The 13151-nt window shown below is 48.2% G+C and carries 14 protein-coding genes and 4 tRNA genes; 4 read left to right on the top strand and 14 right to left on the bottom strand.

Going from position 1 to position 13151, the window contains the following annotated elements; genetic code table 11:
* Nucleotides 1–283 precede the first annotated feature (283 nt).
* The 3 genes from VJB08_03630 (at nucleotide 284) to VJB08_03620 (ending at nucleotide 2558) form a co-directional block, all read left to right on the top strand.
* A complete protein-coding gene (locus tag VJB08_03630; protein ID HLD43047.1) occupies nucleotides 284–736 on the top strand; it encodes a DUF192 domain-containing protein in 453 nt (150 codons plus the stop codon).
* Complete coding sequence (locus VJB08_03625) at nucleotides 723–1520, top strand: hypothetical protein (protein ID HLD43046.1); 798 nt, start codon at nucleotides 723–725, stop codon at nucleotides 1518–1520. Before VJB08_03630 ends, VJB08_03625 begins: the two co-directional genes overlap by 14 nt.
* 168 nt (nucleotides 1521–1688) lie before the next feature.
* Nucleotides 1689–2558, top strand: a complete 870-nt coding sequence (locus VJB08_03620) for a hypothetical protein (GenBank protein ID HLD43045.1) — start codon at nucleotides 1689–1691, stop codon at nucleotides 2556–2558.
* A 50-nt stretch (nucleotides 2559–2608) separates the two neighbouring features.
* Here the strand turns inward: VJB08_03620 and rpsG are convergent, their stop codons facing one another.
* The 13 genes from rpsG to VJB08_03555 form a co-directional block, all read right to left on the bottom strand.
* A complete protein-coding gene (gene rpsG, locus VJB08_03615) occupies nucleotides 2609–3202 on the bottom strand; it encodes a 30S ribosomal protein S7 (protein HLD43044.1) in 594 nt (197 codons plus the stop codon).
* Nucleotides 3199–3636: a 30S ribosomal protein S12 gene (locus VJB08_03610; GenBank protein HLD43043.1), complete on the bottom strand. Its 438-nt coding sequence runs from the start codon at nucleotides 3634–3636 to the stop codon at nucleotides 3199–3201. The genes rpsG and VJB08_03610 overlap by 4 nt, the downstream gene beginning before the upstream one ends.
* A 14-nt stretch (nucleotides 3637–3650) precedes the next feature.
* Nucleotides 3651–4067, bottom strand: coding sequence for a NusA-like transcription termination signal-binding factor (locus tag VJB08_03605; GenBank protein HLD43042.1), 417 nt, complete (start codon nucleotides 4065–4067; stop codon nucleotides 3651–3653).
* A complete protein-coding gene (locus tag VJB08_03600; GenBank protein ID HLD43041.1) occupies nucleotides 4060–4350 on the bottom strand; it encodes a ribosomal L7Ae/L30e/S12e/Gadd45 family protein in 291 nt (96 codons plus the stop codon). The genes VJB08_03605 and VJB08_03600 overlap by 8 nt, the downstream gene beginning before the upstream one ends.
* Nucleotides 4331–5491, bottom strand: coding sequence for a DNA-directed RNA polymerase subunit A'' (gene rpoA2 / locus VJB08_03595; protein ID HLD43040.1), 1161 nt, complete (start codon nucleotides 5489–5491; stop codon nucleotides 4331–4333). The genes VJB08_03600 and rpoA2 overlap by 20 nt, the downstream gene beginning before the upstream one ends.
* Before the next feature lies 1 nt (nucleotide 5492).
* On the bottom strand, nucleotides 5493–8156 hold the full coding sequence (locus tag VJB08_03590; GenBank protein HLD43039.1) for a DNA-directed RNA polymerase subunit A': 2664 nt from the start codon (nucleotides 8154–8156) through the stop codon (nucleotides 5493–5495).
* A gap of 20 nt (nucleotides 8157–8176) precedes the next feature.
* Complete coding sequence (rpoB, locus tag VJB08_03585) at nucleotides 8177–9979, bottom strand: DNA-directed RNA polymerase subunit B (protein ID HLD43038.1); 1803 nt, start codon at nucleotides 9977–9979, stop codon at nucleotides 8177–8179.
* Entirely contained in the window at nucleotides 9976–11463 is a 1488-nt protein-coding gene (locus VJB08_03580) for a DNA-directed RNA polymerase subunit B'' (protein ID HLD43037.1), read from the bottom strand. Before VJB08_03580 ends, rpoB begins: the two co-directional genes overlap by 4 nt.
* Before the next feature lies 1 nt (nucleotide 11464).
* Entirely contained in the window at nucleotides 11465–11701 is a 237-nt protein-coding gene (locus VJB08_03575; protein HLD43036.1) for a DNA-directed RNA polymerase subunit H, read from the bottom strand.
* Nucleotides 11702–11712: 11 nt separating this feature from the next.
* Nucleotides 11713–11818, bottom strand: a tRNA-Lys gene (locus VJB08_03570).
* An 8-nt stretch (nucleotides 11819–11826) separates the two neighbouring features.
* Nucleotides 11827–11944: transfer RNA gene (locus VJB08_03565), tRNA-Asp, on the bottom strand.
* A gap of 156 nt (nucleotides 11945–12100) precedes the next feature.
* Nucleotides 12101–12222: transfer RNA gene (locus tag VJB08_03560), tRNA-Tyr, on the bottom strand.
* A gap of 53 nt (nucleotides 12223–12275) precedes the next feature.
* Nucleotides 12276–12440 carry a hypothetical protein gene (locus VJB08_03555; protein ID HLD43035.1) on the bottom strand — a complete coding sequence of 55 codons (165 nt, stop codon included), beginning with the start codon at nucleotides 12438–12440 and terminating at the stop codon, nucleotides 12276–12278.
* Between the two features lie 122 nt (nucleotides 12441–12562).
* Between VJB08_03555 and VJB08_03550 the strand changes: the two genes are divergently transcribed.
* Nucleotides 12563–12664, top strand: a tRNA-Pro gene (locus tag VJB08_03550).
* Nucleotides 12665–12964: 300 nt separating this feature from the next.
* Here VJB08_03550 and VJB08_03545 read toward each other — a convergent pair.
* Nucleotides 12965–13151, bottom strand: a 187-nt coding sequence (locus VJB08_03545) for an integrase core domain-containing protein (protein HLD43034.1), incomplete at its 5' end; no start/stop codon positions are given.

Here is a 13151-nt window from a genome sequence, read left to right as displayed (position 1 = left end):
GCGCCGAGCAGTTATTCAGCGACGGTAGGAGTGAATGATCTTGCCGTTTGTGAGGCCTATATCAAGAATCAGGAAGCACACCACAACGTGGTGTTCAGTTAGCGCAGGAAGCCCCGCCCTTTAGGGCGGGGAGGAGGTCACCGTATAAGAGCCTCACGAATTGACGGCACAGGAAAATCATAGATTTTCCGTGCAGAAAATCTCCAATTTTCTTGCAACGCCATTTTCACCGGAGCGTTACCCACCAATAATCTTTTTAAAGAGTTCCTTTTTGCTAATGTTGATGAAACCCATGATTACTCATTCATATGGAACAATCTATTGGAGTATCCTTTTCTCTTTGCTCTTTGTATCAGGAGGGTGCTCTCAAGATGATATAAGCTCAGTCGTTGTTCATACGGATGATGGAGAACTCCAGTTTTCGATTGAGATCGCAGATACTGATTCAGAGCGCAGCCAAGGGCTTATGAACAGGTCATCTTTAGCATCAGGCTCAGGAATGTTGTTTGTCTTTGGGAAGGAGGTTACTCCGGCTTTCTGGATGAAGAACACCTTCATTCCTCTGGATATCATCTTTATTGGAGCTGGCACAGTTCTTGATGTCAAAAAGGGGCTTCCATGCAGGGTTGATCCCTGTCCACTCATTACTACGGACGCGCCGGCGCAGTATGTGCTGGAAGTTAACGAAGGGGGGGCAGATTCTATACACCGGGGTGACGCTGTTGAGCTCAGGTGAAGTCTGCCTTGCGACTGGAAACTTCTACAAGAGTAGCAAGGGGAATACGGCGCTCACCGGCAGAGATACAGCACTCGACACCAAAATTGCACTGCGGCTTCCAGCTGACGGCATTGAGCTTACCTTTGCACAGCCTCAAGATGTAGCCACATTTCAGCTGACAGATGATGAATGGGAGGTGCTGATGCAATTTCGGTGCAACAGCATTCATGCGCCATGGCAATGGGATGATGGAAGGAGGATTTTCTATGGAGCTGAAGACACCCCTTTTATGCAGAAGATTGGGGATATTGCAGCCCGGATTAGGGCAAGGCATATTGTACTGCATATGTTCAAGCCCGCTAACCTTGGCATGATTACTGACTCGCTCGGCATCGTATCACCCCGCACTATCCTCTGCATTGAGAATACTATTAAACAATACCAGCTGCCTTTCTCTCTGTACCGATCAATTTTGGATATGAATCCAGGAATGAAGCTCTGTCTTGATACGACGCATGCCTTGACAATCTCACCTGAGGAACTGCTCGGTCTGCTTAGAGAATTTAAAACGGATATTGCGTATGTTCACTTCAGCGGGAACGATTCTGTAACTGGAGCAAGGCACAAGCCCTTTTCGCTGCTTACTGAGGATGAACAGAGGCTTCTCAATCCCGTAAGACGGCTTTCCGCGCCTTTTGTCATCGAGACCTCATCTGTCCACTGGATGCCGAATGACCCCGTCGTATTCTTTCGCAATGAGATTGGGGCTGTGAGGCGGTGGCGGTCAGGCACGTTTGGCTGATGCAGAAATCAAGCGCTTGGAGGAGTTCGGGGTATTTTCTTAAGGAATTCCTGCATGGCCTGCCGCGTGGAGCAATTATGACTGTTTTTAAGTGTTTTGGTGGCTGTACCTACCTTAAAATAACGAAGTAATAGCAATTCTTATAAATGCCTGCATATCTCTCTGCCTATGAACCCTCATCAGCCTCCGCGCATTGGGTCTTTGCAAGGACGTGATATATCAAGCCATAAGGCGGAGTACCTTGGTCCGGCCTATTGTATCACTGATAGCAGCAGCTTATTTGTTTTTAGTTCTGACAGATTTGGCGAGCCTCTTACAGGCCAATCTCGGTCCAATTTCGAGAAAGCACTCTCCCTCAAACCTCTTGAGTCGCTCTTAAATTACCTTTCAGTTGAGGGGGGTCGACAGAACATCCCTTTGCTTCTTGGGCCCCATTTAGTCCATCAGCACGCTCAGCGTCTTGACGGCTTGTTTATTACAGGACCCAACAACTATGCTCTTATCCCTTTGGAGTATGATCTTGATCAAGGGAAGGCGATTCTCAGGGAAACAGATCAGCCTACACCATTGAATGCCGATTCTGTACGTACCACATTCAACAAAACTTCTGTACATGACTTCTATCAGTGCCTTTTGTGGAATCTTGTGCTGGAACTCGAAGTCCATAGCGTTTCGGGGCGTCTTTCCAAAGAAGATGTTGAACCTTACTTGGAGAGCCTCCATACATCCCTTTCAGAACATCATTTTCCATCAGAAAAACTTTTTATACCTTCTTTTAGCGAGCACTCAAGTGAGGAGGGGACTCTTATAAGGAATGCAAGGCGAAAATACGACCATTTGCGTTTTCAGTATCATCGCTTAGAGCAAAAAGACTTTTCCAAAAAAGACTTGAGTATGGGGGCTCAGGGCGGCATCCCTTACGAATATCATGAGTATGAGCCGGAAATTCCATCTAAGGAAGAACCTTCTCCTGCGCCTATCCTTCGGCAGTCTCCACGGGCTGGACCGAGAATGGCGTACCAGCAGAGGAAGAAATAGTGGTTTTAATTTTGTTGAAATCTGCAGAGCAGCGAATACAGAAGCTGTCCCTACCTGCTCGCATCAGCCTGCCTTTCAAGCTCTAGCTTTCTAGAAATGGCGTTTGAGTTCTGGCTTGCCTGGGAAGCATTGATAATCTCTTCGGTAAGCGCATCAGCGAAGCTTTTCTTGGAATTAAATGACTTGTGATATGCGCCCTGGACCATCCACCGCAACGCAATGTCAACCCTCCGCTGCGGCGCGCACTCAACTGCTTTCGGGTAGCGCGCGCCTCCATACTCAATTGTAACAATCTCTTCCCGTGTTGCAGCATTCTCTATTGCACGAACGACAACCCCTATAGGATTCTGCTTGGTTGTTGATTCAATTTTTGTCAGCACTTGCTTGATCAGCCCATACGCCGTGAGCGCTTTCCCTGTCATGGGATAGCTTGTCTTAAAATGTTTCTTGTTCTTATGGCCAGGAATCATGACCTTGTTCATCAGGCGCTCAATGATGAATGTCTTGCTCTTGTGAAACTTGTTTCCTGCATAGCGCGCGCCTGTGCGGGGAACAATTTTTGGCTCCAATGTGATATAATTCTGAAGGCCTTTGTCCTGAACCTCGATCCCTTCAGTGCCCCATCTGTCAAATGCTTTGATCATCTTCTTGCCTTCTCAATCTTTCCTGCCAGCAGTGCCTTTAAGCTCTGGTCGTTGACTTTGATGACCTGCCACCGGACTCCCGGGATATCCCCCTTTGCGCGGCCCATCTTTCCGCCAATGCACTCTATGATAACCTCATCATGCTCGTCAATGAGCTTTGTGGCTCCGTCGCCGGGGCAAAACGCACTGACCTGCCTTCCATTCTTCGTGAGCTGGACCCGGACACATTTCCTCATTCCTGAGTTGGGCTGCTTTGCTTCGAGCTGAATCTTCTCCAACACCAGGCCCTTTGCCTGCGATGACCCCTCCAATGGGTCTGACCTCTCCTTAAGGCGAAGGATCCTTTTGATATAGGACCGGTGCAGCCACTTCGATTGGGCTCTTCTCCTCTTCAGCTTGTTCGCAGCAAACATGCCGCGGCTCTTGCTTCCCATGTTCTCTATTCTCCCTATATTATTCGTATCTCCTGTATGTCAAAAAACCGCTTCACGACGCTCCTAAGGTCTTTGAGATTTTTTGCGTCTCTTCCGATGAGGATCCTTTTTGTCTCCGGATCACCGGAAGAGATAGTTATCGTGCCTTGGGATTCCTCTATATCCCTTGTATTCAGCGGATACACCAAGTTCCTGATGAACCCCTTGACATCGGGGTTAAATTCCACTATTTTAATCTTTCTTTTCAGGAGCCTCGCAAGTTTTTCGCTGTTGCTATGGTGCCTGCCGATTGCCCTGCCAGCCTCATTCTCTTCAGTGACAAACAAAATCCTGTTTTCCTGATCAACCGCGTCTTTGAGCTTTGCGTGCGTCACCTGCTCAAACACACTCATCGTCTTCATCAGCTGGCTGTCATACTTTATTTTAACCATTCCCTGTCTTTACTCCAAGAATAGAAATTGCAAAGGGCTTCTTGCATATTACTCCGAGTTCCTCATTATCATACTTGAGCCTGACCGCAGCCGCATTGCCTATTCTGGCATAATAGGCGACATCCGCCTTGACCTGCTCCGGACAGTTTGCTGCTAAGAATACTTTCTGGATTCCGCCAATCTTGAGCGACTTGAGGGTTCTCTCTGTCCCTATCACAAGCTTCTTTGATTTCAGCGCCTGCCTGACTTCAGCAAGCTGCTCATCAATCTCCTTCTTTGCCATGATCCTCCTCTTGCTTTAATTTAATCCGGAGCCCGGGCAGCCCTGTTCCAACCGGGATTGGCTGGTTCAGCATGACATTTTCCACCACAGAATTGAGTTTGTCCTCTTCCCCGGACATCGCCGCATTTACTATATGCTTGATCGGGGTTTCAAACGAGGCGCGTGCGAGCACAGACGCCTTTTCACTTACCACTCCATACCTTGTTACACCTTTGATTTTCCCTCCTGCGCACATCGTATCTGCTACGAGCATGATATGCCTAATGTCAACGTTTAACCCTTGAGCTTCAATGACCTTGTAGACCTCGTTGATGATTGCCTGCCGGGCCGCCTCGATGCCGAGCACATCAGCTATCTCAAAAACATTATTCGTTGTAGTCCGTGCTGCATCAACAATATCAAGATCAAAGGTGTCCTTGAGGTTGCTTCCGGACGTTATAATCATGTATTCATCTCCTTTCTTCACTGTGAGTATCTGGGAAATGTCCTTGATCCCTTTGAGGTACACCCCCTTCACCTTCTCCTTTGCAAGATACACCTCATTGAATGCCTTTTCTTTGCTCTTACTCTTTAGGACAAGAGTATCCTTATCTTTGAACTTTGCTGCAAATCCCTTAATCTCCTTTGCGACATTCTTGAGAACGGTAGGCTCGTTGACGCCCAATTCCTGCATTCTTTCCCTGTCTACTGTAATCTCAATGCTTGTTTCCAGCATGTTGATTGAGAACTCCTTTACAATCTCCTTAAACTGAGTTTCCTTGATCAAGGCTCCAGCTTTTCGAATCTCTGCCCCTTTGCTGTATGGCTTTTTCAGATAAATCTCCATCATAGGTGTTGATATCTCCTTCCTCCCATCGAGGACTTCGATTATTCGTGGAAGGCCCACAGTCACATTCATCTCAGCTACGCCCGCAAAGTGGAAGGTATTCAGGGTCATTTGAGTGCTCGGTTCCCCAATTGACTCCGCGGATATAAGGCCTACAGACTCGCCTGGCTCAACACGGGATTGCTTGTACTCCTCCAACACCTTCTGGAGAACTTCCGTGTAGCGGGCCTTTCCCACATTCTTGGGCAGATTCTCGCGTATCTCCTTGATGATTGCCAAGGGAAGCTTTCTCTCAAGCAGTTTTATTTCTTCCATATTAATTCCCGTTTCCTACGACCTCCTGGATGATTTTCTTCACATTTATCTTTCCGTTCTCTGATTTGGACACGTCGATTCCGTCTTCTCCATACCTAAACTGGACGATCTTCTTGTTGGAATCTCTTACCGTATTATCATACTCCACCTTAAGATCCTGCATTGCATTGGCCAGGCGCCGGTAAAGATAACCGCTCTTTGGCGTCCTTAAGGCAGTATCCATAAGGGAGTCTCTGCCAGTGATCGCCCCGAAAAAGAATTCCTGAGGCGTCATGCCTTCCTTGAACCCCCTCCTGATGAATCCACGTGCGTCAGGAGACAGATCGCCCCTCTTGAAGCAGGATAATGTCCTTTCGGAATAGCCTTTCTCGATGCGCTTTCCCCGCATTGCCTGCTGGCCCACACAAGCAGCCATCTGCGCGAGGTTAATGATATTCCCGCGGGCCCCGGATTTTGCCATGATAAGCATATGCGTGCCTGATGCCGCATACTTAGAGACCAATATCCCTGTCTGATTCCTTGCCTTGTTGAGGACTTCAAGAATCCTCAATTCCAAGGTCTCTTCGGCGCTCCTTCCGGGAAATGCCTCCAATTTTCCCTCCCGGAATGACCTGATGAGCTCCTGCGATTCCTGCTCGGCCTGATCGAGCACTTTTTTTATCTCTGCTTTTCCTTCAGGGAGGATATCCACATCAGATAACGGAGATGAAAATCCAAACTTCAGCAACGAGTCAGTGCCAAGCCGGTAGAGTTTCTGCAGGAAGTCCAGGGAGAAATCCTTGCCATATTTCTTGTGCAGCTCTCTCATCATCAGTCCTGATCCTTCGCCTAAATTTGCCTTGTCCATGACCCCCGATATCAATCTGCCTTTGGAAATCAGGACATGCGTATCCTTCGAGCAGCCCTCGCTGCATACTTTGGCATGGCCTGAAAAACTGAAATCCGGAGGAAGAAGAGCGCTGAATATCTCTTTTCCATCTACAACCTGCTTTTTTGGAAGCCTTGAGAAGTCTCTAACCCCCGTTGCATAGAGCAGGTCAATAGCTTCTGTCCGCGGCATCTTTCCATATCTTGTCAGGATATAATTTCCGGAGATCGCATCCTGGACACACCCCACTATGCTCAGTCCGTACCTTGGCGATATGAGCTGTGTCTGCACTTCCATCAGAATTTCAGCCTCTGCCCGGGCTTCCTCTGTCTGGGGGATATGGAGATTCATCTCATCTCCGTCAAAATCAGCGTTGTACGGGTGGCAGACTGCTGGATTGATCCTCAATGTCTTCCCTGGAAGGACCCGCACTCTGTGGCACATCATGCTCATCCTGTGCAAGGATGGCTGGCGATTGAAGATTGCAATATCTCCGTCAATGAGGTGCCTCTCCACGATATATCCTGGGGCAACTTCTTCCAGTGAGGCTTCCTGCGTCTCTTCCGTTATCTTCTTTTTCTTCCCGTCGGGCCTGATGACGTAATTCGCCCCAGGGTATTGCCCCGGACCGCGCTCCATAAACTTTTTGAGGTATGCAAGGTTCCATTCTGTGACCCTTTCAGGAACCGTAAGATTCATAGCCATGACTTTTGGGACTCCGACCTCATTGAGCTGTATCCTCGGGTCAGGGCTGATGACCGTCCTTGCAGAGAAGTTCGTCCTTTTTCCAGCAAGATTGTGGCGGATCCTTCCATCTTTGCTTTTGATCCTCTCGGAGAGGGTCTTGAGCGGCTGGCCGCTTCGGTGCCTTGCAACAGGAAGCTGGGGGATAGAATTATCAAAGAAGGTCGTGATATGGTATTGGAGAAGGTCCCAGAGGTCTTCAATAATGATCTCCGGCGCTCCGGCATTGATGTTCTCAAACAACCGCTGGTTAATCCGCACAATATCCCCTATCTTATGTGTAAGGTCATCCTCGCTCCTCTCGCCGCTCTCGAGCGTGATTGAAGGCCTCATGGTAACCGGAGGGATGGAAAGTATAGTCAGGATCAGCCACTCAGGGCGGACTGCGCTTACATTCAGGCCAAACACCTCTAAGTCATCATCCGGGATCTTCTCCAGCCGCGTCCTTACCTCGATAGGACTCACACGCTGTTCATTCTCGATAAAGGTTGTGGGTTTCTCTATGGTGATTTTAAACTGCTTTGCCTTGCACAATGGGCATTTGTTTGTTGACTTTATACCTGCGATTGCAGCCTTGACCTTTTTTCGCATGGCGATAGGCCCCTCTTTCTCCGCAACCATGCGTATTTCAGCAACAAGGCCATCTTTCTTGTTCTTTTGGAGAAGGGCATGCCCGCATTCCCTGCAGGTGCACTGCAGCAGCATATGGATGATCTCAACAAATTTAACATGAATAACTGGCCGTGCGAGTTCGATATAGCCGAAGTGGCCGATGCACTCCTTGAGTTTGGATCCACAAGTCCTGCATTTCAATCCGGGATCGATCACTCCCAAGCGGATGTCCATGAGCCCCCCATCGACAGGGTACCCCTCCTTATCATAGAGCTCTGGCGTGACGATCTTTGCCACTGCCATCTTCTTGATCATCTTGGGAGACAGGACACCAAATACAAATGATTTCACCTGTTTGAAGATGTACCTCTCAGGAAAATCTTCCGCTTCCTTCTTTTCAGGCTGCGCCTCTTTTGTTTCTGCCTTTGTTTCTTCTGTCATATCACAACCTGCTCCTGGCCTCAATACTTATTCTCCAGCGTCAGTTTAGGGTAGATGCCGAGGGTCTTGAACTCATCAAGCATGAGCTTGAAGGCATAGCTGATCTCAATGTTATTAATCTCAACATTATCGCCGCAAACTACACAATAGGCGGTGTTTTTGAACTCATTGTGGATCGCAAGGATTCCGCAATTCTCGCATACAGGGACCACTGTCCTGTCTGAATCAAATCTCTCTTTCTGGAGCAGGGCGGCACCATGGGCAACGAATGTATCCTTTTCCATCTCTCCAAGGCGCAATCCCCCCTCTTTCGCGCGGCCTTCTGTTGGCTGCCGCGTCAGGAGTTGAATTGGCCCTCTGGCTCTCGAATGAATCTTGTTTGCAACCATGTGCTTCAGTTTTAAATAATACATACTTCCAACAAAAATCTTTGCCTCAATCTTTTCCCCCGTCATCCCATTGTAGAACGTTTCCGTTCCATTTTCCTGGAACCCATAGGACTGTAATTCCCTCCTTATATCTTCCTCACTTTCCGCATCAAAGGTAGTTCCGTTGATAAAGCGCCCGCCTAATGCCCCCGTCTTTCCTGCAATGAGTTCAAGCAAGTGAGCAATGGTCATTCGGGATGGGATTCCGTGCGGGCTGAACATAATGTCCGGAACAACACCTGAACTCGAGAAGGGCATGTCCGCTTCAGGCACGATAAGGCCGACCACGCCCTTCTGCCCGTGCCTGGAAGTAAACTTGTCCCCTATCTCCGGAATCCGCGCATCCCTCACGCGGACCTGTACGAGCTTATTGCCTTCTTCGTTCTCTGTGACAAGGACAAAATCCACAACTCCTTTTTCTCCATGGCTGATCGACACTGAGCTTTCCCTCTTCACATTTGATGTAAGATTATACTCTTCCATGCTGCTCAGGAATCTTGGGGGAGAAACCTTCCCAATAACGACATCCCCTTCAGCAATCACTGCTTCGGGGTAGATGATGCCATCCTTCTCAAGCAGCCGATAATCCTTCTCGCTCTTGTACCCCTTTACATCCTTGTCGGGGATCATAATCTGGTCCATCAGGCCGCCGCTATACCTCAATTCTTCAGAGACGCTGGGCCTAAAATACGTGGATCTCCCAAGCCCCCGATCCACAGATCCTTGATTGAGGATGATTGCGTCTTCCATATTGTAGCCCATGAAACTCATGATTGCGACGATGACATTCTGCCCCGCAGGATGCTTTTCGTACTCGCTGATCTCGTGCATGATAGACCCTACTAACGGTATCTGGGGGGTGTTCAGAACATTGACGTCCATGTCCATCCTCACCGCAAAGTTTGAAGCATACAACCCAACTGCCTGTTTCTGGTTCTTCGATCCAGCATTGAGCCTTGAGGACTGGTTGTGATTTGCAAAAGGAACGAGAGAAGTAGTAAGGCCAAGCATCACGATTGGGCTGATCTCCATATGCGTGTGATCTATGCTCAGCTCGTCTTCATTGAATGCAACGAGGCTCTTTTCTTCTTCCATGGCGTCCAGCATCTCTACCACTCCCTGCTCGATGAGGTCTTTCCACTTCATCTCGCCTTTCTGGATCTGCTTTACATGATTCTCGGTGAGCAGAGGCACCCCATCGTGCACTACAATGAGTGGCCGCCGCACGCGCCCCTTCCCGGATTCGATTACAACCTCATCACTTGCATCTTTATAGGCTGCGTTCACATTTGAATGGATAACTCCCTTCCTCCTATCTCTAATCAGATGGGAGACGAACTCGGATCCGTCGTCAACTGTCCCTACATATTTTCCGTTGAGATAGACTTCGCTCATTGTACTGGCTTCAAACCATAGTTTTTCAAGGATTTCATAATCTCCTCTTCTGGCGTCTGACCTGAGGCCTGGCTGAGAAGCGCAAGGTTCTTCCTTAAACCGATGTTTGTTCCTTCAGGGGTCTCGATTGGGCAGAGTCTCCCAAGATGCGTTGCATGCAGCTCTCGCGCCTTAAAGTTTTCCTGGGTTGCGCTTAATGGAGATACAACCCGCTGAAGATGCGATAATGTTTCAAGGAAGTTGATCCGTTGGATTCTCTGGCTCACTCCCTTCCGGGCGCCCACCCAATTCCCGGTTGCCATGCTGCTGTAAATCCTCTGCGTCAACAGCTTGTCCCTGATAATTATCTTGATGCTCGGGAATTTCCCTCGCTTTACAATCCTTTGGAAATTGTACAGCATATCCCCTATCAGCACTTTGAGATTTGCCCGGAAAAGGTCTGCGAGGAGATCCCCTGAGCTTTTGAGGCGCTTGTTCATATAATGGTCCTTATCATCCACCGGGCTCTCTCCGTTGGCTACACTCAGGAACCTTCGTATTATCTTGCAGAGGTTATATGCCTTGAACATCCGGCTCTCTTTTTCGATGCCGAGATGCGGCAGGAGGTACTTATCCAAAATCTCATACATCCGCTGCACGCGAATGTCCTTGGACTGTGTGATTCCGATCTTCTTCGCGATCCAATCCACCGCCTCTTCCTGATTCTTGATATCAATATATTCGTAGAGATTGATCAGCACTTCATCATATTGCCTCTCGCTGCTGACATGGTGCATAATATCCTCATCTTTGAGCAGACCGAGCGCCTTGATAATAACCACCACAGGAATTCGTTTTACGCGGGTGAAGCTCAGATAGAAAACCCCGTCCTTCAGGCGCTCCATGGTATGAGGGATTTTGAAGGATCCGCGCTCCGAGAACATCTTTGCCGTAAAGTCGGAAACCCCGGTCCTCTCCCTTTCAACCAGGAGGTTGTTCGGAGCCAGATCTTCGATGTTCACAAGCACTTTCTCTGTCCCGTTAATAATAAAATACCCGCCCGGATCTTCAGGATCCTCGCCTGCTTCGATTAACTTCTGCTTGTCCAAGCCATTCAAATGGCATAATTTACTCTTGAGCATGATGGGAACGCTCCCAATCTGGGTGGTGAAAGATTCCCGCTGGACATCGTTGACATGCGCGCTCACCTCGATAAAGCAAGGGGCAGCATAGGTGATCTTCCTGAGGCGCGCTTCAATGGGGAGAATGTTCCGCTTGCTTCCATCAGCCTCTGTTATCTCTGGTTTTACAACCCATATCTTATCAAGCCGTATCTTAAAACTGTCAATATTGTGGGGGATAATTGTGGGCTCAATCTCCTTGTTCTCATCGACAATCTCCTGGAGCTGCTTCTCGATAAAATAATTAAAACTCTCAATATCTGAGTTCACCAGGCTGTACTCCCTGAAGAAACTTTGAAGCAATACTTTAGAATATTTCCTCATTTTACGAACTTATGACTCCCCTGAAAAACACCACTTTTCCGGCAGTCGGGCTTTCCCTGACAATCTTAATGATATTCCCTTCTTTCACCGGAAGATGTCTGATCGCAGGATCGGTCTTGAGGATTTTTGGCAGTTCATTCATGGATATCTGATACTTCTCGAGGAGGTCCGCCTTCTCCTTTTCACTCAATATACTATGTTTCGGAACCAACGAATGATTGGTGATGTCAAACTTCATGTTGATAGGCATGGGCCGGACGAGATTCGAACTCGCGACCACCTGGTTAAAAGCTTCACCATGTGTTCAGGTGCTCTATTGCCCACAAGTCCTTGTTCCAGGCTGAGCTACCGGCCCAATGGAAACGCCCTGGCCGGGATTTTCAGGAACTTTTGAACCCGGGTCGAAGCCTCGACAGGGCTTCATGATAGTTCTCGCAGCGGATGGCTTCACCATCACTGGGCCGAGCTACACTACCAGGGCAACAGCCTGACATAGCTTCCTTTAGATGCTTATTTTCGCTGAAGAAAACAAGTCAATCTAAAGAAGCATTCCGCGCACATGCTTTTTGGTGTTTGTTCTCTATTTAAAAAGGTTTCGTTTGGCAGGTCGCGATTTGCCTATTTTTGGAGAGAAGAGTCCCCACCGCCGGACTTGAACCAGCAACCTCATGGTCACGGCTGATCACGCTTCATCCCAGCCTTATTGGCACCTCTGCGTGATATCTACAGCCATGCGCTCTGCCGTTGAGCTAGGTGGGGCTGGTTTATAGAATAATCACCTGTTTTATAAACATTGTGCAGAATTCATACCTTCAATATTCATCCTCATCCTCGAAGTCTTCGTGTTCATCATCGTCATTTTCTTCTTTTGCCTCTTTCGCATCTTTGGAATCCTTCTGGGGCGTTTCAGGTTCTTCTGAGCCTTCTTCTTCTCTTTTCTCTTCTGATTTTGCGCTTTTCTTTGGTTTCTCTGCCATGTTTCCTCCTTTTTGGAGCAGTTGAATCTTTGACCTCCCTTTAAAAACATTGTGCTTTTTTTTGCGCCTCACTATTTTGTTTTAGAAAATAAATTAAAGCCGAGCAGAAAAACTCTGTCTGTGGGGCTGTGGTCTAGCTTGGTATGATCCTACCTTGGGGTGGTAGAGGTCCCCGGTTCGAATGAGAGCCCTCTGTTGCTCTGTCGAAAGTCCGGGCAGCCCCATGCATTGTATTTTTTGAGGTTTCGGTTGATGCAATCGTCCAAACCCACATTAAGGCTCATTGAAAAGTGATGCAACCGAGCAAAGCGAGGTGCACCAAAAATCTTTGATTTTTTAGTGCAACGCCATCCGTGAGCCATTTAAATAGAGAGCAGAGCAACGACAAGGGGGATGCCCCAGTCGGGGAATGTCGTTTATGAGGAGGGGGTTATATGGCGAGCCTGGCGTTGCCGAACGAAGTGAGGAACTTTTCAATGGCGCCCCACCTTTCTATTATCACGAAACTACTTCCGGTCACGAAACTACTTCCGCTTTAGTTCATTCCATACTTCTCTTGGAGTCTTGAAGTTCAGGCTCATATGAGGCCGTGCCTCATTATGATGCCTGATATAGTCAGCAAGATTAGCGAATGATCCTGTTGCGTATTCTGTCTTGTAGCTGAGGAAGAAGCGTTCTACTTTGCCGTTGGTTTGTGGCCTGTTGACTCTG

It is taken from the genome of Candidatus Nanoarchaeia archaeon (assembly GCA_035290625.1).
Classification (GTDB): domain Archaea; phylum Nanobdellota; class Nanobdellia; order Woesearchaeales; family DATDTY01; genus DATDTY01.
Note: the sequence above shows the minus strand (reverse complement) of the source record. Positions and strands in the feature narration are given on the sequence as shown.

Coding starts and splice junctions, on each gene's coding strand:
- VJB08_03630 (HLD43047.1), top strand. CDS start 284: ATGAAACCCATGATTACTCATTCATATGGAACAATCTATTGGAGTATC.
- VJB08_03620 (HLD43045.1), top strand. CDS start 1,689: ATGAACCCTCATCAGCCTCCGCGCATTGGGTCTTTGCAAGGACGTGAT.
- rpsG (HLD43044.1), bottom strand. CDS start 3,202: ATGATCAAAGCATTTGACAGATGGGGCACTGAAGGGATCGAGGTTCAG.
- VJB08_03610 (HLD43043.1), bottom strand. CDS start 3,636: ATGGGAAGCAAGAGCCGCGGCATGTTTGCTGCGAACAAGCTGAAGAGG.
- VJB08_03605 (HLD43042.1), bottom strand. CDS start 4,067: ATGGTTAAAATAAAGTATGACAGCCAGCTGATGAAGACGATGAGTGTG.
- VJB08_03600 (HLD43041.1), bottom strand. CDS start 4,350: ATGGCAAAGAAGGAGATTGATGAGCAGCTTGCTGAAGTCAGGCAGGCG.
- rpoA2 (HLD43040.1), bottom strand. CDS start 5,491: ATGGAAGAAATAAAACTGCTTGAGAGAAAGCTTCCCTTGGCAATCATC.
- VJB08_03590 (HLD43039.1), bottom strand. CDS start 8,156: ATGACAGAAGAAACAAAGGCAGAAACAAAAGAGGCGCAGCCTGAAAAG.
- rpoB (HLD43038.1), bottom strand. CDS start 9,979: ATGAGCGAAGTCTATCTCAACGGAAAATATGTAGGGACAGTTGACGAC.
- VJB08_03580 (HLD43037.1), bottom strand. CDS start 11,463: ATGAGGAAATATTCTAAAGTATTGCTTCAAAGTTTCTTCAGGGAGTAC.
- VJB08_03575 (HLD43036.1), bottom strand. CDS start 11,701: ATGAAGTTTGACATCACCAATCATTCGTTGGTTCCGAAACATAGTATA.
- VJB08_03555 (HLD43035.1), bottom strand. CDS start 12,440: ATGGCAGAGAAACCAAAGAAAAGCGCAAAATCAGAAGAGAAAAGAGAA.